The following is a 19018-nucleotide window of genomic DNA, read 5'->3' on the forward strand; positions in this document are numbered from 1 at the left end:
CGCCAGCAGCTCGACGAGAGAACTATGCAACTTTCTTCCCTGACCGCCGTATCCCCGGTTGATGGCCGCTATGGCAGCAAGACCGCCAGCCTGCGTTCTATTTTCAGCGAATATGGTCTGATTCGCTTCCGTGTACAGGTCGAAGTGCGCTGGCTGCAGTGCCTCGCCGCTCACCCGGGCATCAGCGAAGTCGCCCCCTTCTCCGCCGAAGCCAATGCGATCCTGAATCGCCTGGCTGAAGACTTCGACATGGCCCACGCCGAACGCGTCAAGGAGTTTGAGCGCACCACCAACCACGACGTGAAAGCCGTTGAGTACCTGCTCAAGGAGCAGGCCAAGCAGCTTCCGGAGCTGGAAAAAGTCAGCGAATTCATTCACTTCGCCTGCACTTCTGAGGACATCAACAACCTGTCCCACGCACTGATGCTGCGTGCCGGCCGCGATGAAGTGCTGCTGCCGCTGATGCGCCAGATTGCCGCCGCCATTCGCGCCCTGGCCGTTGAGCATGCCGCCGTACCGATGCTGTCGCGCACCCACGGCCAGCCTGCCTCCCCGACCACGCTCGGCAAGGAACTGGCCAACGTGGTTTACCGTCTGGAGCGCCAGATCGCCCAAATCGAGAGCATCCCGCTGCTGGGCAAGATCAATGGTGCCGTCGGCAACTACAACGCTCATCTGTCGGCTTACCCCGAGCTGGACTGGGAAGCCAACGCCAAGCAATTCATCGAGCAGACGCTGGGCCTGCAGTTCAACCCCTATACCACCCAGATCGAGCCGCACGATTACATCGCCGAGCTGTTCGACGCGGTCGCTCGCTTCAACACCATCCTGATCGACTTCGACCGCGACATCTGGGGCTACATCTCGCTGGGCTACTTCAAGCAGAAGACCGTTGCCGGCGAAATCGGCTCCTCGACCATGCCGCACAAGGTCAACCCGATCGACTTCGAAAACTCCGAAGGCAACCTGGGCATCGCCAACGCCATCATGCAGCATCTGGCAAGCAAACTGCCGATCTCCCGCTGGCAGCGCGACCTGACCGACTCGACCGTACTGCGTAACCTGGGCGTCGGCTTTGCCCACAGCGTCATCGCCTATGAATCGTCACTCAAGGGCATCGGCAAGCTGGAGCTGAACGAGGCCCGCCTGGCTGAGGATCTGAACAACTGCTGGGAAGTCCTGGCCGAGCCGATTCAGACCGTCATGCGCCGTTTCGGCGTTGAAAACGCCTATGAAAAACTCAAGGACCTGACCCGCGGCAAAGGCATTACCCCCGACGCCCTGCTAGCCTTCGTTGATAGCCTGGAGATTCCGGAGCAAGCCAAGGTCGAGCTCAAGGCGATGACCCCGGCCAGCTACATCGGCAATGCCGTGGCACAAGCAAAACGCATCTGATCTGCCAGCCCCGTGGGGGCCGGCAAACCTTCCTCAGCGCCCGGATTGACCGGGCGTTGTCTATTCTGGAGCCAGAATGATGACAACTGAATTCGACTCGCTGTTTGGTGACATTGGCGTAGAACGCTTCCTCGCCGAGTATTGGCAACGCAAACCGCTGCTGATCCGCCAGGCCTTCCCCAACTTTGAAAGCCCCATTGAGCCAAACGAACTTGCTGGCCTGTCGCTGGAAGAGGAAGTTGAGTCCAGGCTGATCATCAAGGACGGTGCTCACCCGTGGGAACTGCAGCGCGGCCCCTTCCCTGATGACACCTACTCCAGGCTGCCTGAACGGGATTGGACACTGCTGGTCCAGGCCGTGGATCAGTTCGTTCCGGAGGTCGCGGACCTGCTCGACCGGTTCCGCTTCCTGCCGACCTGGCGGATTGACGACATCATGATCAGCTACGCCGCACCCGGCGGTGGCGTGGGCCCGCACTACGACAACTACGATGTGTTCCTGCTGCAAGGGTACGGCAAGCGCCGCTGGCGGGTTGGTCAGCACTGCACCGTCGACAGCCCGCTGCTCGACCACCCGGATCTGCGCATCCTCGCCGACTTCGACTGCCAGGACGAGTGGGTGCTGGAACCCGGTGACATGCTCTATATTCCCCCGGGGATTGCCCACGACGGCATCGCCGAAACCGACTGCATGACTATCTCCGTCGGCTTCCGCGCCCCGAGCCATCAGGAAGTGCTGGTGCACTTCACGGATTATCTTGCCCACCTGCTCAGTGACGACGAGCGCTACACCGATGCTGGTATCAGCCAGCCCCAGGACCCGGCCGCCATCGATCAGGCAGCGATCGACCGCTTGCAACAAAGCGTACTGGAACTGGTCTCAGATAAAGAGGCACTGGCAACTTGGTTCGGTCGACACATGACCGAAGCAAAGTATCCGGAGCTGGCCCAGGCCTATGCTGGAGAGCCGGAACCATTGATGGACGCGCTCAATGACGGCATTGGCCTGTGCACCAACCCGGCAGTCCGCCTGGCTTACTGGCAGGCCAACGATGGCAGCCTGCGACTGTTTGCCAACGGCGAACACTGCGTCGTTGGCAGCTCGCTGCTTCCGCTGGTTCAGCTAATCTGTAATCAGCGTTCACTGCCGGCCGAGTTACTGCTCGGCTGGACCAGCGAGGAAGACGCCCAGGAGCTGCTTGAACAGCTGGTGGAGAAAGGCTTTTTGCTAATGGAGAGGCAGGATGAGTGATGTCGTCGTGACAACCGTTGACTGGCAGGCAGGCAAGGCCCTGCGCGACATTCGTCAACGGGTATTCATCGATGAGCAACAGGTCCCGGAAGACCTGGAGTGGGACGCGCAGGATGAAGGCGCAACCCACTTCCTGCTGCTGCGTGCCGGCCACCCGGTCGGCACCGGCAGACTGCTGAAGGACGGCCATATTGGCCGTATCGCCATTTTGCCGCAACACCGGGGCCTTGGCCTCGGCGAGCGCCTGATGCGGGCCATCATGGCGCACGCCATCGACAAGGGCATGCACACGCTGCTCCTGTCAGCGCAAACCCACGCCGTTCCCTTTTATCAGCGCCTGGGCTTTGAAGTCTGCTCGGACATCTATCTTGATGCCGGCATCGAACATCAGGACATGCGCTGGAGCGATGACACACAGAAATCCGACCACCTGCCCCACATCGAGTTTGTATCGCCGGGTCGCTTCACCATCCACAATCCAGACGAAGAGCCCCCAGCGAAACCGGACTACAGCGATCCGGATATGATCCCGATCACCGAGCAGAACGCGCAGGAGCAACTGATCGAACTGCTTGACGGCTGCCTGCAGAGCGTGCGCATCTTCGCTCCCGAGCAGGCGCTGTGGCTGTTCAACCGCAAGGCCATACTGCAGGCCTGCGAGCGTCTGATTGCCCGCAATCCCAAGGCACGCATTCAGGTCTTGCTGCAGGAAGTCAGTAACGACTTCCTCAGCGGTCATACCCTGCTGAGCCTTGCCCGTCGCTTCCCGAGCCTCTGCCAGGTACGCAAGCAGCATCCTGACCTGCCCAGACAAAGCTATGCGCAGGCCATGATTGACCAACAGGGGTTTCTGATGCTGCCCGTAGCACGCCAGCGCGAGGGCTTTGTCCGCCAGACGTCACGGGATCAGGTCAAGCGCTGGAGCGATACCTTTGATGAGCGCTGGAACAGCAGCCAGACCGATCCGGCCATCAGGAGTTTTCTGCTATGAAACATCGCATCCTGGCAACCTTGCTCTGCCTGCTTTGTCTGGCAGCCAGCCCGCTGCAGGCGGCCCCCACGACCGAGATCGTTCCGCTGGGATACAACCTTGCGGAAAACCTCATCCCTGTCCTGCAGCCGATGCTGCAATCCAATGAGCGCGTTTCGGCCTACGGCAACCAGCTCCTGATAAGAGCCGAGCCAAATCGCATCAGCGAGATCAAAGCGCTGATCGCCCAGCTGGACAAGCAACCCTCCCGCCTGCTGATCAGCGTTGCCAGCAGCGGCAGCAGCAGTGGCAGCCAGCGCGGTTACCGCGTCGACGGCAGTGCAGATACCGGACCGGTCGGGATCATTGTCGGCCAGCCGGATGGCAACGGTAATACCGCCCGTATCATCAACCGTCGCACCACAAGCGCTAACGACGGTGTACGCCAGATCACCGCCAATGAAGGCTACCCGGTTCTGATTCAGGGCGGCCAGAGCGTACCGATCACAACCACGACCACCAACGTCTACGGCCAGCTAGTTCAACAGACCCAGTACCGCGACGTGACGCAGGGCTTCTATGCCACCGTTCGCCTCAGCGGCGACCTCGCGACCATCACCATCAGCGCCAACAATAATCGGCTCAATCCGCAGCACAGCGGCGTAATAGACGTGCAGCAAGCCGATACCGTAGTCACCGCCCCGCTGGGAGAGTGGGTATCCATTGGCGGAATCGACGAGTCGAACGGTGGCAATGACAGTGACCTCGGCCGCCGGATCAGCACCCAGCGAGTGGAGAGCGGTACACTGCGTCTGAAAGTAGACCGCCTTGACTGACGCGTCACGCCCTGAACCTTGTAGTGCCGATTAAAAATCACTACAAACGGCATTGACTTATCAGGTTCGAAGTCCCATCATTGCGTCGCTCCCGCTAGCCAGAGACCTCAAGGTCTCCGCTTCGCACCCATACCAACGGTTCGATGCGTGTCTTTACAGCCCACAAGGCCGAATGACGAGGTGGCGACTGGAACCAAGTTGTCCTGAGGGACGGGGAAGCAATTAAAGCTGAACAGTTTACGCCAGCAGGCAAACGCCATTATCGATGGCTTAGCGCTCGCAAGACTGTCACCTCCTCTCCTCTTGGCACCATGCCAGTCTCCTCCTTTTCATACTGTCCTTTGAGCGTAACCGCAGCAGCGGAGCATTGGGTCGACAAATCGTGCTGAACCTAACGCAAACTTTGAAGGATTGACCATGTCAGCTTATCAAAACGACATCAAAGCAGCTGCCGAGCTGAAAGAAAAAGCAGGTAGTGGCTGGAGCGCTATCAACCCTGAGTCCGTCGCTCGCATGCGCGCGCAGAACCGTTTCAAGACCGGTCTGGACGTCGCCAAGTACACCGCGGCCATCATGCGCAAAGACATGGCTGAGTACGACGCCGACTCTTCTGTCTACACCCAGTCCCTGGGTTGCTGGCACGGCTTCATCGGTCAGCAGAAGCTGATCTCCATCAAGAAGCACCTGAAGACCACCAACAAGCGCTACCTGTACCTGTCCGGCTGGATGGTTGCTGCCCTGCGTTCCGAGTTCGGCCCGCTGCCTGACCAGTCCATGCACGAGAAGACTTCCGTTGCCGCTCTGATCGAAGAGCTGTACACCTTCCTGCGTCAAGCTGATGCCCGTGAACTGGACCTGCTGTTCACCGCTCTGGACGCTGCTCGCGAAGCTGGCGACCAGGCCAAGGCTGCTGAAATCCAGTCCCAGATCGACAACTACGAAACTCACGTAGTGCCGATCATCGCCGACATCGACGCTGGTTTCGGTAACGCCGAAGCGACCTACCTGCTGGCCAAGAAGATGATCGAAGCTGGTGCCTGCTGCATCCAGATCGAAAACCAGGTTTCCGACGAGAAGCAGTGCGGTCACCAGGACGGCAAAGTAACCGTTCCGCACTCCGACTTCCTCGCCAAGATCAACGCTGTTCGCTACGCCTTCCTCGAGCTGGGCGTTGACGACGGTGTCATCGTTGCCCGTACCGACTCCCTGGGCGCCGGCCTGACCAAGCAGATCGCCGTCACCAACGAGCCGGGCGACCTGGGCGACCAGTACAACAGCTTCCTGGACGGTGACTACATCACCAGCGCTGACGACATCCAGAACGGCGACGTTGTAATCAAGTCCAATGGCAAACTGCTCAAGCCCAAGCGTCTGGCTTCCGGCCTGTTCCAGTTCCGCAAGGACACCGGTGTTGACCGCGTTGTTCTGGACTGTATCACCAGCCTGCAAAACGGTGCCGACCTGCTGTGGATCGAAACCGAGAAGCCGCACGTTGGTCAGATCGCCGAAATGGTTAACCGTATCCGCGAAGTCGTACCGAACGCCAAGCTGGTTTACAACAACAGCCCGTCCTTCAACTGGACTCTGAACTTCCGCCAGCAGGTATTCGATGCCATGGTTGAAGAAGGCAAGGACGTTTCTGCATACGACCGCGCCAAGCTGATGAGCGTTGAGTACGATGAGACCGAACTGGCTCAACTGGCTGACGAGAAGATCCGTACCTTCCAGGCCGATGCGTCCCGTGAAGCAGGTATCTTCCACCACCTGATCACCCTGCCGACTTACCACACTGCTGCGCTGTCCACCGACAACCTGGCAAAAGGCTACTTCGACAAGGAAGGCATGCTGGCTTACGTCAAGGGCGTTCAGCGTCAGGAAATCCGTCAGGGTATCGCCTGCGTCAAGCACCAGAACATGGCTGGCTCCGACATCGGCGACAACCATAAAGAGTACTTCGCTGGTGAAGCTGCTCTGAAAGCCGGCGGTAAAGACAACACCATGAACCAGTTTGGCTGATAGGCCACTGATTCAGAGTCGCAAGACTCCGGTGTGAGAAAGGGGCTGCCATGGGCAGCCCCTTTTTTCTATCAAGCAGCAACCCTCTCAGGTAGAATGCGCACCACTTCTGCCCTATGGTTCACGCAACAAGGCTTTATCAGTTATGGCACGTCTGCAACTCGACTTTCCCGAGAACCAGTTTTACTTCACCACGCAACTCACGGTTCGTATCACCGACATCAACGGCGCCAACCACCTGGCCAATGATTCGATGATCTCGATGATCTCCGAAGCCAGAGCGCGGTTTCTGTATCAGTTCGGTATCGAAGAAGTGAGCGAGAAAGGCGTTGGCATTATCGTTACCGACCTTGCCACCACCTATCTTCGTGAAGCCTTCGCCCGCGACGCACTGATTTTTGAAGTCGGCCTGATGGACCTGAACAAGTACGGCGGCGACATCATCTTTCGCATCAGCAAGGCCAGCAACGGCGAACTCGTTGCACTGGCAAAATCTGGTTTTGTGTTTTTCCATTTTGCGACCGGCAAGGTTCGTCCAATGCCGGAGGATTTCCGTCTGCGCTTCCCCGGCGTCAATTCAATCGAAGCGGAAAGCAGCGAAACCTGATATTTCAGACAATAAAAAACCCGGCCGATGGCCGGGTTTTTTGTTCCCTGGAAAGTGAATTACTTCACTTCAACCTGGGCTTCAACTTCAGCTTCAACGCGGCGGTTCATTGAGCGACCCTCGTCAGTGCTGTTGTCTGCGATCGGACGGGCTTCACCGTAACCGACAGAGCTGACGCGAGAGCCATCAACACCTTCGCTGATCAGTGCTTCGCGAACCGCATTGGCGCGACGCTCGGACAGGTTCTGGTTGTAGGCATCGCTACCGACGGAGTCAGTGTGACCTTCAACGGTAGTAGTAACCGACGGATAGGTCTTCATGAACTCGGCCAGGCTCTGAATATCCTGACGGTATTCCGGACGGATGGTGTCCTTGTCGAAGTCGAACAGCACATCGAGCTCAACACGAACGGATTGCATCTCGGGAGCCGGAGCAGGAGCCGGAGCCACTACCGGAGCCGGAGCCGGAGCCGGCTCGGCAACCGGTGCGGACTTGGCACCGAAGTTGATACCCAGGCCTACACCTGCCTGCCATTCGGTATTGCCGTGGTCAAAACCGTAAAGCGCATCAACGCCAGCCTTGACGAAGAAGTTTTCGTTCAGGTAGTTCTTGATACCGACACCGGCCATGGCCATGGTAGTGCGATCATCAGTGTTGTCGCTGTCAGCCTTGAGCTCCTGGTGAGCCAGACCGGCAGAGATATAGGGGAGGACATTGCCGGTACCGAAGTGGTAGACCGCTTCGATCTGAGCCAGCTTGCCGTCGACATCTTCATTGGCGACGTCATCGACTTCCAGGTTCCGGTACTTACCCAGACCAGCGTTGAGCAGTACGTTCTCGGTGACGAAATAGCCAATGCTGCCACCCACCAGGGTGCCATCGTTCAGACCATACATGCTGTCGGTGAAGTAACGGTCAGCAAAGGCTTCAACCTCGACCGACCCGGCTTTGCCGGCAGCCATGGCAGAAAAGCTGGACGCAGCAATAGCAGCACCAACAACGAGACCCACAGTGTTTTTCAATTTCATCTTTGAATCCCCATCAAATCCATTAAGACGTTAAGCTTGCGCAAAACTCCGCGACAGTATAACTGAATCCTGCTAACAACGATACAAGCCCTATATAAAAGGACTGTCAATCTGGTTTCGCAGTTTTTCCAGCGCGCGTTTATAACGCATTTTAGTCGCGCTCAATCCCATGTGCATAATGTCTGCAATTTCCTGAAATTCCAGCTCCGCTACAAAGCGCAACACCAGAATTTCCCGGTCAATGGGATTGACGTGGACCAGAAGACTGTTCAGCCCCTTTGAAGCCTGCGGCTGCAGCTCCTGTTCCTGCGCCTCTTCCTGAGGGTCGAGGCTGAGTGCATCAAGCAGGCGGCGCTTGCGTTTCTCTTTACGATACTGCGTTATGCACTCGTTATAAGTAATGCTATATAGCCATGTTTTAAACTTGGCCTTGCCTTCAAACTGCTTCAGTCCGTGCAAAACCTTCAGCATTACTTCCTGACAAACGTCATCCGCGTCCCGCTCGTTACCTAAATACCGAACACAAACATTAAACAAAGTTCGCTGATAGCGCCGCATCAGCTCCTCATAGGCTGTCGTAGTGTGAATAAGCTCACTCTTTGCCCTGAGCACCAGCTCCTCATCATCGAGGTCGGCCGGATTGTAGTGGCGGCGTGGACGGCTGAGACTGACCAAGGTAGTAATGTCTTCCGTATGACTAAAGCGGCGCTCAGCGCCGCACCGGCTCATCAATCAGCAAGCGATTGGCCAGAGAGACAAGCTCGCCATCGTCACTGAGAATCTGCGTCTTGACGGTGCCTATTTCCTCCACCACACCCTCGACGCCAGCGACCTTGATCCGATCACCCGGCTGATAGAGTTCACGCACGTAGATACCCGCAATGATCTGAGCGACCACCTGGCGACTGCCCAGCCCGAGTGCCAGAGCAGCGGCACCGCCGAAACAGACCAGCACGATAGCGATCACCAGATTCAGAAGCGCGGTTTCGATCTGCAACTGACCGATCGCCAGTGACACTGTGATGATGACCAGCAGCCCTTGAACAAAGCGACCAAGCCCGGACGCATACTCCATGCCCATGCTTTCGGCCGTGCCGCGCACAACGCCGTTTACCAGATGGGAGAGCAACAGGCCACCAAGCAGAATGAGCGCCGCGCCGACGACCTTGGGCAGATAAAGCGTGATGGCGTCCAGCGTAGAAGACACCCGCGCAAGACCGAGCGACTCCGATGCCGACACGACAAAGGTCAGCAGAATGAACCAATAGGCTATCTTGCCGGTAAGCGCGGACACCGAACTGTTGATGCCAACCCGGGCAAGCATCTTGTTTACACCGGTGCCGCTCATCAGTCGATCCAGACCGACCTTGGCCAGTCCTTTGCTCAACACCGCGTCGACAACCTTGGCCACGACAAGGCCAAGCAGCACGATAATCAGCGCCGCAATCAGATCGGGAATAAACGAGGCAACCTTGCTCCACAGCGTGGTCATGGCCGCAACGAAGCTTTGACTCCAGACATCGAATTCCATGGCTAAGCTCTCTTGACTACAGGTCGGAAGGGGTTGAGTTGTCAGCTTGGCGACGACTGGGCTTGAGGTTACGCACACCACGCGCGCCCCCCTCGGTCAGCACCCAGCCCCAGCGGGCCACCAGTCCAAGCAGGTCGAATACCGCGCCGTGAATGTGCGCCCGGTGCAGAACCCGATCCAGTCGCTGATCGTCGGAGCGTTCTGCATCGCCGGCGCTTTCGTCGCGCATCATTGCGCGCAGCTGGCTTTCAAGCGAATCGTCGTTGGACATGACTCTGTTCTCCTGCAGGGATGAAGCCGTGACGGAAATACGGCCCCCAGATGCAACAAGGGGGAGGTGTTGCCACCCTCCCCCTTGCCCGTTGCCGCCAGGGCCGACGTTACTCGGGCATGGTCAACGCGACAGGCGAGACAATGATGCCGTTGTTATCGGCGTAGACGAACTCACCCGGGCGGAAGGTCACGCCAGCAAAGGTGACGACGACGTTCAGATCGCCGATACCACGCTTGTCGGTCTTCATCGGGTGACTGGCCAGCGCCTGGATTCCAAGCGGCGTTTGCGCCAGTACGTCAACGTCACGCACACAGCCGTAAACGATGATGCCTTCCCAACCGTTCTTGGCCGCTTTCTCGGCCAGCATGTCACCCAGCAGGGCGCGGCGCATGGAACCGCCACCATCAACCACCATCACCTTGCCGGTGCCGTCCTGATCGACCTGCTCCTTGACGATCGAGTTGTCCTCGTGACACTTCACGGTGACGATCTGACCACCGAAGGAGTCGTGGCCGCCGAAATTGCTGAACATCGGCTCGACCACAGCCACATCGAGATAGGCATCACACAGATCCGGCGTTACATAGTGCTGCATGGCATTCTCCTTGAACTTGAAGGTACGGGTGCTTACTTGTCATTCTCGGCAAGGAAGAACCAGGTGTCCATTACCGAATCCGGGTTCAGAGACACGCTCTCGATACCCTGCTCCATCAGCCAGCGCGCGAGATCCGGATGATCGGACGGGCCCTGACCACAAATACCGATATACTTGTTGGCGGCACGGCAAGCGGAGATGGCGTAGCTCAGCAGCTTCTTGACCGCAGCATTACGCTCATCAAACAGGTGCGCAATGATGCCGGAGTCACGATCCAGCCCCAGAGTCAGCTGAGTCAGGTCGTTGGACCCAATCGAAAAGCCGTCGAAGTGCTCCAGGAACTCGTCAGCCAGCAGCGCGTTGGCAGGCAGCTCACACATCATGATCAGACGCAGACCGTTTTCACCGCGTTTCAGGCCGTTTTCACCCAGCAGCTCGACAACCTGCTTGGCTTCGCCAACGGTGCGCACGAACGGAATCATGATCTCGACATTGGTCAGCCCCATTTCGTCGCGAACACGCTTCATCGCGCGACATTCCAGCTCGAAGCAGTCACGGAAGGAGTCACTGATGTAACGCGAGGCGCCACGGAAGCCCAGCATCGGGTTTTCTTCTTCCGGCTCGTACAGCTTGCCGCCGATCAGGTTGGCATATTCGTTAGACTTGAAGTCCGACATGCGCACGATGACCTTTTTCGGCCAGAACGCCGCAGCCAGAGTGCTGATGCCTTCGACCAGCTTGTCGACGTAGAAGTCGACCGGCGAGCCGTAACCGGCAACACGCTTCTGCACGCTGTCCTTGACGTCAACCGGCAGGCTGTCGAAGTTCAACAGTGCCTTGGGGTGAACGCCGATCATGCGATTGATGATGAATTCCAGACGCGCCAGTCCCACGCCCTCGTTGGGCAGGTTGGCGAAGTCGAAGGCGCGGTCGGGGTTGCCGACGTTCATCATGATCTTGAACGGCAGCGGCGGCATCGCATCAACGCTGTTGGTCTTGATGTCAAAGGACAGCTGGCCTGCATAGATCAGACCGGTATCGCCCTCGGCGCAGGAAACAGTCACTTCCTGGCCATCCTTCAGCTCAGTGGTCGCGTTGCCGCAACCGACAACAGCCGGAATACCCAGTTCGCGAGCAATAATCGCCGCGTGGCAGGTACGACCACCACGGTTGGTGACGATCGCGCTGGCGCGCTTCATGATCGGCTCCCAGTCCGGGTCGGTCATATCGGAGACCAGAACGTCACCCGGCTGGACTTTGTCCATCTCGGCAACGTCGTTGACGATGCGTACGCGGCCGGCACCAATGCGCTGACCGATGGCACGACCTTCAACCAGCACAGTGCCCTTCTCTTTCAGCAGGTAACGCTCCATGACGTTGGCGCTGCTGCGGCTCTTAACGGTTTCTGGACGGGCCTGAACGATATAGAGCTTGCCGTCGTCGCCGTCTTTGGCCCACTCGATGTCCATCGGACGACCGTAGTGCTGCTCGATAATGACGGCCTGCTTGGCCAGATTCACCACTTCTTCCTCGGACAGACAGAAGCGGCTGCGCTCAGCCAGATCAACGTCGACAGTCTTGACCGAACGACCGGCCTTGGCTTCGTCGCCGTAGACCATCTTGATCGCTTTGCTGCCCAGATTGCGACGCAGAATCGACGGGCGACCGGCAGCCAGAGTGGGCTTGTGAACATAGAACTCGTCAGGGTTAACCGCACCCTGAACCACGGTTTCGCCCAGACCGTATGCGCCGGTGATAAACACGACGTCACGGAAACCGGATTCGGTATCCAGGGTAAACATCACACCGGCAGTGCCGGTTTCGGAGCGCACCATGCGCTGCACACCCGCTGACAGGGCAACCAGTTTGTGGTCGAAGCCTTGGTGTACGCGGTAGGCGATAGCGCGATCGTTGAACAGGGAGGCAAATACTTCCTTGGCAGCGTGAATGACGTTATCCACACCACGAATGTTCAGGAAGGTTTCCTGCTGACCGGCGAAAGAGGCATCGGGCAGATCTTCGGCCGTAGCGGAGGAACGCACGGCAACGGCCAGATTGGGGTTACCGTCGGACAGTTTGGCAAAGGCTTCGCGAATTGCCTTGTCCAGCGCCGGCGGGAAGTCGGCGTCCATAACCCACTGACGAATCTGCGCACCGGTTTCGGCCAGAGCGTTAACGTCATCGACGTCGAGCTTGTCCAGTGCAGCGTGAATGCGATCATTGAGACCACTTTGCTCGAGAAACTCCCGATACGCATCTGCAGTGGTTGCAAAGCCACCGGGAACTGTTACGCCGGCGTTGGCCAGATTGCTGATCATTTCGCCAAGGGAGGCGTTCTTGCCGCCAACGCGCTCGACGTCATTGACACCCAGCTGCTCGAAGGACACTACGTACTCTAACAAGGTGATCTCTCCGTCAATCTATTAATAAGTCTGTGCGGCGGCGGGAGCATACTGGTCTGCCCGCTGCAAATGCGCCACAATGCCGATCTTTGGGGGCTGCTCCGACATATATAGGCGGGCTACCCGGTAACCGAGACACGACATCTTAAGGCTTCGTGAATGAAACGCACCGCTTTTTTCATTTCTGATGGTACCGGCATCACCGCCGAGACGCTTGGTCAAAGCCTGCTGGCACAGTTCGAGAACATCCAGTTCACCAAGCTGCTGCGCCCTTACGTCGATACCGTGGAAAAAGCGCGTGACATGGTACAACAAATCAATGCTGCTGCCGAGAAAGATGCAGCGCGGCCGATCATTTTCGATACCGTGGTCAACAGCGAGATTCGTCAGGAGCTGGCCAAATCCAATGGCTACATGATCGATATTTTCTCGACCTTCCTGGCGCCGCTGGAACAGGAACTGGGTGACGGCTCGTCCTACTCGGTAGGCAAGACCCACTCGATCCAGCACAACAGCCATTACAAAGACCGTATTGACGCGGTGCACTTCGCCATGGACAACGACGATGGTGCACGCACACACCACTACGCCCAGGCCGATATTATCCTGGTTGGTGTCTCCCGCTGCGGCAAGACGCCAAGCTGTCTGTACATGGCGTTGCAATACGGTATTCGCGCCGCCAACTACCCCCTGACTGAGGACGACATGGAGCGCCTGCAGCTGCCCAAGGCGCTCAAGCAGAACAAGAGCAAGCTGTTCGGCCTGACCATCGACCCAGACCGTCTGGCCAGCATCCGCAACGAACGCCGCCCCAACAGCCGCTATTCCAGCTACCCGCAGTGCGAATTTGAAGTACGGGAAGTGGAGAACCTGTTCCGCAAGGAGAACATTCCCTTCCTTAACTCAACGCACTACTCGGTAGAAGAGATTTCAGCGAAGATCCTGATGCAGATGGGCATTGAGCGCCGCCTTAAGTAAGGCTTCCAACCTGTTGATCTAATTAGATTAAAAGAAGACTATCGCGGGCACAGGATGGCCTTTTCTGTTGCTACCGAACGCAAGAGCCAGGCTCTGCCAGCTGCCCAGCCGGATCGCCAGCCAGAGACGGCGCCCCCCCTCATTCCAGGGCATTCTGGCGGTAGCCAGCTGCGACAGACATTACCGGGAAGCGTTTGGATATCAGCAGCAACTGAACGATCAATGGTACTGCGGGTCACAATGCATGAAACTTCCGGACACAAGGAACCAACACATGGATCTGATTCGCGTACTGATCGCCATTTTGCTGCCACCGCTGGGCGTGTTTTTGCAGGTGGGTTTCGGTGGCGCCTTTTGGCTCAACATCCTGCTCACCCTGCTCGGCTACATTCCCGGCATCGTTCACGCAGTCTGGATTATCGCCAAACGCTGATTAGCGTCCGCCAGCATCAAGCACGGCCTCGTTCGCGGCTGCCAGCCAGCCGCGAATCGAGAAGTCATAGCTCTTGACTGCCGGATTGAGCACCTTGCTGAACCGGCGATAATTCACCGCAGGCCGACCCGCCGCAAGATAGCCCAGGTAATCCTCAGCCATTGACCGATCGAACAGAGCAAACATGCTCTTTTCCATCTCCAGGCCTTCGCTGTCGGCAAAATCCACACCATTTTCGTAGTCGTACAACACTACCAGCGCCCAAGCTGCGGCAAGATGATGGCCGCCGACCACGACCTGCACCTCGCCATCAAGCAATGCTCGGGTTGCCTGCTCAGTCATGTTGACAGTCGACACCACAAGATCACGCCCGACGGTACGACCGAGACTGCGCGCGCCTTCAATAGCGCCGTAGGCCATAAGATCATTACCGGTCCATACCAGTCGCGTTTGCGGATAGCGCTCAAGCAAAATGGGGGTCTGATAACGGGCATTGTCCCGCCGCCATTCACCGTAGACATTCTGACGCAAGCGAACCTCGGCAAACTCGGCGACCGCTCTCTGCATTCCACGAGTCCGCCGGCGAGAGCTGTCGGTCGACTTGTCACCCGATATGGCAATCATCTCCAACCGCTGCGACCTGCTCGCCGGAAACTGCTGCAACCCCTGCAGGATCAATGATCTGGCACTGAGGTAGCCGGCTTCCTCTGCATCAGGCACCAGGCTGCCTAGCCAGTGCTTCAGCCGATCGCGGGGATAGCCAAGCATTTCACGTTCGCTCTCCAGCACACCGTTATACGCAGCAAATACCCGGATGCCCGCTTGCTCGGCGATCTGCAACTGCCCCGGCAGGACCTGCTTTTCCGCCGACACCAGCAGGTAGTCCGGGCGCTGGCCTGACGGCCGCCGGGACACATCCCTGGCCAAACTGAGCTGGGCCAGGTGGTCGCGTTCGGCGTGCAGAACCTCCAGCTCAACCCCCAGACTCGTTGCCGCGTGCTGCAGACCTTCGATCGCATCCATCCAGAATGGCTCATTGGATTTGCCCGGACTGATAAACACCACCTGCATTGCCGAAGCGGGAGTTGCGAACAGACAGACAAGCAGCAGGTACAGCGCCCCCAGACGAATTCGCCTTGGAGAATGCTGACAACGAAAGACACCAGGAAAAAGAGGAAACATCATGCAACGACCATATACCTGCTTGACCAAGGCTTGCGGATGACACTCGCCGACTAACCCGCTAGTCTCAGCGGTCTGAACCTGACGGCGCGCATGGTATCAGAGCGCCCGGCCTGATGCAGCGCCGGAAGTCGGATATCCGAGGAGAGCAAGAGAATGAAAAACCTGATCGCTGGCGGTCTGCTGCTGGTGAGCAGCCTGTCTCAGGCTGCCGATATCGATGTATACCGCGATCCCTCATGCGGCTGCTGCCACGCCTGGATCGAACATCTTGAGGAAAATGGCCTTGAGGTCAACGACCACGTCACCTCTGAGGTCGTTGCGATGAAACAGAGCCTGGGAGTCGACCCGGCCCTGCGCTCGTGCCATACGGCGATTTACAAGGGCGTCTTCATTGAAGGGCATGTCCCGGCCAGCGACATTCTGGCTCTTGAAGATGACAGCACCATAAAGGGCCTTGCCGTACCGGGCATGCCGATCGGCTCGCCCGGAATGGAAATGGGCGAGCGCCACCAGGCCTACCAGGTCATTGCCGTCGAGGCTGACGGCAGCCAACGGGTATATAGCCAGCACTAGGCAGCTAGCGCGCCTCGTCGACCTCTTCGATAAAAGGGCCGAACCAGCTGTCGGCCCTTCGACGCGCTGCTGTTCTGACGTCACCGTCTATATACATTGCAACCATTGCCAACGCACTGGCAAACATACCCAGATCGTCGGTAAAGCCCAGCAACGGGGTGAAATCAGGAATCGCATCCAGAGGAGCGATAAAGTACGCCAGACAACTGACAATGACCGCCTTGGCCCAGGCTGGCGTTTCAGGACGGCGCGCCGCGTAGTAGAGGCACAGCGCCTTTTCGACTACCTCACGCCCGGCCAACCGGGCATGGGATGCGAGCTTGCGCCAAAAGGCGCCATCAGAATACGTTGTTCTCATGGAGGTACCTCCAGACAGAGCATGTCAGTCGATAGTAGAGAGACAGGAGGAGCACTGCAACCGGGCGACACTCAAGGCGCTGCGATCACGATCTGGTCACGCCCTGCGTCCTTTGCGGCGTAAAGACACGCATCAGCCTCATGCAGCCAGGACTCGCGCTCCGGGTGACCATTGAGCATGCAACCGCCAATGGAAACAGTCACAGCCTGCCCGTCCGGCCGCCCCAAAACCTCGCGGACGCACTGCTGAATCTTGGTTGCAACGCCATTAAGGCCTTCACGGGTAACATTGGGAACCAGCAAGACAAACTCCTCACCACCCAGCCGGAACAGGCGATCAGATGGGCGGCAGGCCGCGTCGACCAGTTGCACGAAACGCACCAACACATCATCGCCGACAGCATGTCCAAACTGGTCGTTTATCTGCTTGAAATGATCAAGATCGAGCACCAGCAGGCCAAAACGTATGTCGTATCGCCTGCTGTCGGCAACAGCGATATCCAGCTCCTTGTTCATGGTTCGCCGGTTGCCGATGCCGGTCAACGGATCCTCAGTCGCAAGCTGCGAAAGCTCACGCCGCTGGGCGCGACCACGAGAAGCGAACACAAACGCAAATATACTGGATAGTTCATAGGTGACGATAAATGAACCCATCTGGTAATGGCTGGCAAATACCTCTTGCGGATTCAGCCAGCCATACAGACAAACCGCAAGCAGGGTTACCTGCGTCACCATTACACTCTGACGCGGCGGTACCACAAAGAAATTGAACAGGATTAGCACATACATCCAGAACAGGCCGTTGGTGCCCAGCTTGATGCTGACCAGAAAGGCTCCGATGGAGTAGATTGCGGCGAGAAACTGCCCGGGACGAACGGTATTGCCGGTACGCCAGGCATAGGATACGGCGAGCACGGTGCCCACCACGAGGAAACTGTCGGTAAAGCCGACCAGCCAGTTGCGCTGGCCAAGCCGATACACCGCGTACGGTGTCACGCCCAATACGGCGAGACTCCCGACCAGCGTAATGATCGACAGCTGAAAGTCATCCTTCAGTCTGGACCAGAAGGCGCTCATTCAGAATGCTCTTGCGTTGTTATTGTTGTTTGCTGGCGCACCAGACAGCGCGCTCAGAAAGTCAAAATGTGACCATAACTGCTACCACTGTTCAGTACAACTGCTGCGAAATCAAATGCGGCAGCCGTTAGGCCGCTGCAGCCTGAATACGCTGTACCATGGCCCGCAGGCCGTTACCACGAGTGACGCTCAGGTGCTTGAGCAAGTTGAGCCGTGAGAAGTAATCCTCGATATCGAATGCTCTGATCTCTTCTGCCCGCTTGCCATTGTAGGCCGCCAGCACAACAGCAAGCAGCCCCTTGACGATAAAGGCATCACTATCGGCATCGAAATACAGCCTGTCACCATCGCGGTGGCCGACCAGCCAGACCTGACTCTGGCAGCCGCGCACCAGGTTTTCATCGGTTCGCTGGCTTGCATCAAGCTCCGGCAATTCCTTGCCCAGATCAATGATGTACTTGTAGCGGTCTTCCCAGCTATCGAAGAACGACAGAGTATCAACGATATCTTCACTGGTGATTTCCGTACCAAATCGACTCATGTGTTGCCGTCCTCAGAAAAACATGCCGGTTTCGAGCTGTGCCTCTTCGCTCATCATGTGCCGTTGCCAAGGCGGATCGAACACCAGGTCAACCTTGACGTGCTCGACATTGGGCACCCGCTTTACCCTGTATTCAACATCGCCAACCAGCACCGGCCCCATACCGCAGCCGGGGGCAGTCAGGGTCATCTGAATGGTCACCTTGTGCTCGGACTGGTCAATAGCAACGTTGTAGATCAGGCCGAGATTGACCAGATCAACCGGAATCTCCGGATCATAAACGGTTTTAAGGGCCTCCCAGACCTGCTCTTCGCGGATCTGGTCGTCGGTCGGCTCGGGGAACGACAGCAGCTCGGGTTCAAGACCCAACGCCTCGGCATCAGTACCATCGACCCGGACCATCTGACCGTTGTAGGTCACTGTGTAATTGCCGCCCAGCGCCTGGGTAATGGTTACGAAGGTGTCTTTCGGGATGGTCAGGGGTGTTCCATCGGGAACTCGGCGTGCCGGGCAATCGGCCCGGGCTACCACCATGCGACGTTCCATCGGGTTTCCTCAAAAATAAACGCGCCCAACCGGGCGCGCGGTAGACAGGAGCGAGATCAGTTCACGCTGAAGCTTTCGCCACAGCCACACTCGTCCTTGACGTTCGGATTGATGAACTTGATCTGTTGGTTGATGCCCTCGCGCACCAGATCAATCTCGGTGCCCGACAGCACCTGGATACTGTCACTGTCGACCAGCAACTCGACCTGATCATCAAGCTGGTAGTGCAAATCGCTATCGCGCCCCTGCTCCACCAGATCAATGGCATACATAAAGCCGGTGCAGCCGCTCTTCTTCACGCTCAGACGCACCGCCTTGCCCTGCTGCCCGTTCAGTTGCCGACGAAAATGCGCCAGCGCAGCCGGGGTAACGGTCACCGCCTGTTGTTTGGGATCAAAGGATTCAACGCTCATCTGCAGCAC

The 19018-nt window shown here is 57.8% G+C and carries 21 protein-coding genes; 9 read left to right on the forward strand and 12 right to left on the reverse strand.

What is annotated here, in order from left to right; genetic code table 11:
• Window positions 1-24 precede the first annotated feature (24 nt).
• The 6 genes from purB (at window position 25) to AC13EY_RS14495 (ending at window position 7076) form a co-directional block, all read left to right on the forward strand.
• On the forward strand, window positions 25-1395 hold the full coding sequence (gene purB / locus AC13EY_RS14470; RefSeq protein ID WP_228247529.1) for an adenylosuccinate lyase: 1371 nt from the start codon (window positions 25-27) through the stop codon (window positions 1393-1395).
• 79 nt (window positions 1396-1474) lie between these two features.
• Window positions 1475-2647 carry a ribosomal protein uL16 3-hydroxylase gene (locus AC13EY_RS14475; RefSeq protein ID WP_373315103.1) on the forward strand — a complete coding sequence of 391 codons (1173 nt, stop codon included), beginning with the start codon at window positions 1475-1477 and terminating at the stop codon, window positions 2645-2647.
• Window positions 2640-3638 (forward strand): GNAT family N-acetyltransferase, encoded by a 999-nt coding sequence (locus AC13EY_RS14480; protein WP_228247527.1) that lies wholly within the window; start codon window positions 2640-2642, stop codon window positions 3636-3638. The genes AC13EY_RS14475 and AC13EY_RS14480 overlap by 8 nt, the downstream gene beginning before the upstream one ends.
• A complete protein-coding gene (locus AC13EY_RS14485) occupies window positions 3635-4453 on the forward strand; it encodes a secretin N-terminal domain-containing protein (RefSeq protein ID WP_228247526.1) in 819 nt (272 codons plus the stop codon). The genes AC13EY_RS14480 and AC13EY_RS14485 overlap by 4 nt, the downstream gene beginning before the upstream one ends.
• A gap of 417 nt (window positions 4454-4870) precedes the next feature.
• A complete protein-coding gene (locus AC13EY_RS14490; protein WP_228247525.1) occupies window positions 4871-6469 on the forward strand; it encodes an isocitrate lyase in 1599 nt (532 codons plus the stop codon).
• A gap of 145 nt (window positions 6470-6614) precedes the next feature.
• Window positions 6615-7076, forward strand: coding sequence for an acyl-CoA thioesterase (locus AC13EY_RS14495; RefSeq protein ID WP_228247524.1), 462 nt, complete (start codon window positions 6615-6617; stop codon window positions 7074-7076).
• A 59-nt stretch (window positions 7077-7135) separates the two neighbouring features.
• On the opposite strand, the gene AC13EY_RS14500 is transcribed toward AC13EY_RS14495, so the two are convergent.
• The 6 genes from AC13EY_RS14500 to ppsA all read right to left on the reverse strand — a co-directional run bounded on the left by AC13EY_RS14500 (window position 7136) and on the right by ppsA (window position 12906).
• On the reverse strand, window positions 7136-8104 hold the full coding sequence (locus AC13EY_RS14500; protein WP_088274148.1) for an OmpA family protein: 969 nt from the start codon (window positions 8102-8104) through the stop codon (window positions 7136-7138).
• 90 nt (window positions 8105-8194) lie between these two features.
• A complete protein-coding gene (gene sigX / locus AC13EY_RS14505) occupies window positions 8195-8779 on the reverse strand; it encodes an RNA polymerase sigma factor SigX (RefSeq protein ID WP_228247523.1) in 585 nt (194 codons plus the stop codon).
• Between the two features lie 34 nt (window positions 8780-8813).
• The gene (locus AC13EY_RS14510) at window positions 8814-9635 is read right to left on the reverse strand and encodes a mechanosensitive ion channel family protein (RefSeq protein WP_228247522.1); all 822 of its coding nucleotides are present in this window, start codon (window positions 9633-9635) and stop codon (window positions 8814-8816) included.
• A gap of 16 nt (window positions 9636-9651) precedes the next feature.
• Window positions 9652-9906 (reverse strand): hypothetical protein, encoded by a 255-nt coding sequence (locus tag AC13EY_RS14515; protein WP_228247521.1) that lies wholly within the window; start codon window positions 9904-9906, stop codon window positions 9652-9654.
• 109 nt (window positions 9907-10015) lie between these two features.
• On the reverse strand, window positions 10016-10504 hold the full coding sequence (gene rraA / locus AC13EY_RS14520) for a ribonuclease E activity regulator RraA (RefSeq protein WP_228247520.1): 489 nt from the start codon (window positions 10502-10504) through the stop codon (window positions 10016-10018).
• Between the two features lie 32 nt (window positions 10505-10536).
• Window positions 10537-12906 carry a phosphoenolpyruvate synthase gene (ppsA, locus tag AC13EY_RS14525; RefSeq protein ID WP_228247519.1) on the reverse strand — a complete coding sequence of 790 codons (2370 nt, stop codon included), beginning with the start codon at window positions 12904-12906 and terminating at the stop codon, window positions 10537-10539.
• A gap of 159 nt (window positions 12907-13065) precedes the next feature.
• Here ppsA and ppsR point away from each other — a divergent pair, with 159 nt between their 5' ends.
• Window positions 13066-13884 (forward strand): posphoenolpyruvate synthetase regulatory kinase/phosphorylase PpsR, encoded by an 819-nt coding sequence (gene ppsR, locus AC13EY_RS14530; protein ID WP_088274142.1) that lies wholly within the window; start codon window positions 13066-13068, stop codon window positions 13882-13884.
• Between the two features lie 274 nt (window positions 13885-14158).
• Window positions 14159-14317: a YqaE/Pmp3 family membrane protein gene (locus AC13EY_RS14535; protein WP_088274141.1), complete on the forward strand. Its 159-nt coding sequence runs from the start codon at window positions 14159-14161 to the stop codon at window positions 14315-14317.
• Here the strand turns inward: AC13EY_RS14535 and AC13EY_RS14540 are convergent, their stop codons facing one another.
• The gene (locus AC13EY_RS14540) at window positions 14318-15502 is read right to left on the reverse strand and encodes an ABC transporter substrate-binding protein (protein ID WP_482876405.1); all 1185 of its coding nucleotides are present in this window, start codon (window positions 15500-15502) and stop codon (window positions 14318-14320) included.
• 153 nt (window positions 15503-15655) lie between these two features.
• Between AC13EY_RS14540 and AC13EY_RS14545 the strand changes: the two genes are divergently transcribed.
• Window positions 15656-16075 (forward strand): DUF411 domain-containing protein, encoded by a 420-nt coding sequence (locus AC13EY_RS14545; protein WP_228247150.1) that lies wholly within the window; start codon window positions 15656-15658, stop codon window positions 16073-16075.
• Window positions 16076-16079: 4 nt separating this feature from the next.
• On the opposite strand, the gene AC13EY_RS14550 is transcribed toward AC13EY_RS14545, so the two are convergent.
• The 5 genes from AC13EY_RS14550 to AC13EY_RS14570 all read right to left on the reverse strand — a co-directional run bounded on the left by AC13EY_RS14550 (window position 16080) and on the right by AC13EY_RS14570 (window position 19009).
• The gene (locus tag AC13EY_RS14550; RefSeq protein ID WP_228247151.1) at window positions 16080-16433 is read right to left on the reverse strand and encodes a YkvA family protein; all 354 of its coding nucleotides are present in this window, start codon (window positions 16431-16433) and stop codon (window positions 16080-16082) included.
• Window positions 16434-16504: 71 nt separating this feature from the next.
• A complete protein-coding gene (locus tag AC13EY_RS14555; protein ID WP_228247152.1) occupies window positions 16505-17509 on the reverse strand; it encodes a GGDEF domain-containing protein in 1005 nt (334 codons plus the stop codon).
• A gap of 127 nt (window positions 17510-17636) precedes the next feature.
• Window positions 17637-18050: a SufE family protein gene (locus AC13EY_RS14560; protein WP_228247153.1), complete on the reverse strand. Its 414-nt coding sequence runs from the start codon at window positions 18048-18050 to the stop codon at window positions 17637-17639.
• A 12-nt stretch (window positions 18051-18062) separates the two neighbouring features.
• The gene (sufT, locus tag AC13EY_RS14565) at window positions 18063-18596 is read right to left on the reverse strand and encodes a putative Fe-S cluster assembly protein SufT (RefSeq protein ID WP_200818408.1); all 534 of its coding nucleotides are present in this window, start codon (window positions 18594-18596) and stop codon (window positions 18063-18065) included.
• A 56-nt stretch (window positions 18597-18652) separates the two neighbouring features.
• The gene (locus tag AC13EY_RS14570) at window positions 18653-19009 is read right to left on the reverse strand and encodes a HesB/IscA family protein (protein WP_088274333.1); all 357 of its coding nucleotides are present in this window, start codon (window positions 19007-19009) and stop codon (window positions 18653-18655) included.
• Window positions 19010-19018 lie beyond the last annotated feature (9 nt).

Source organism: Halopseudomonas sp. L-58 (assembly GCF_056859475.1).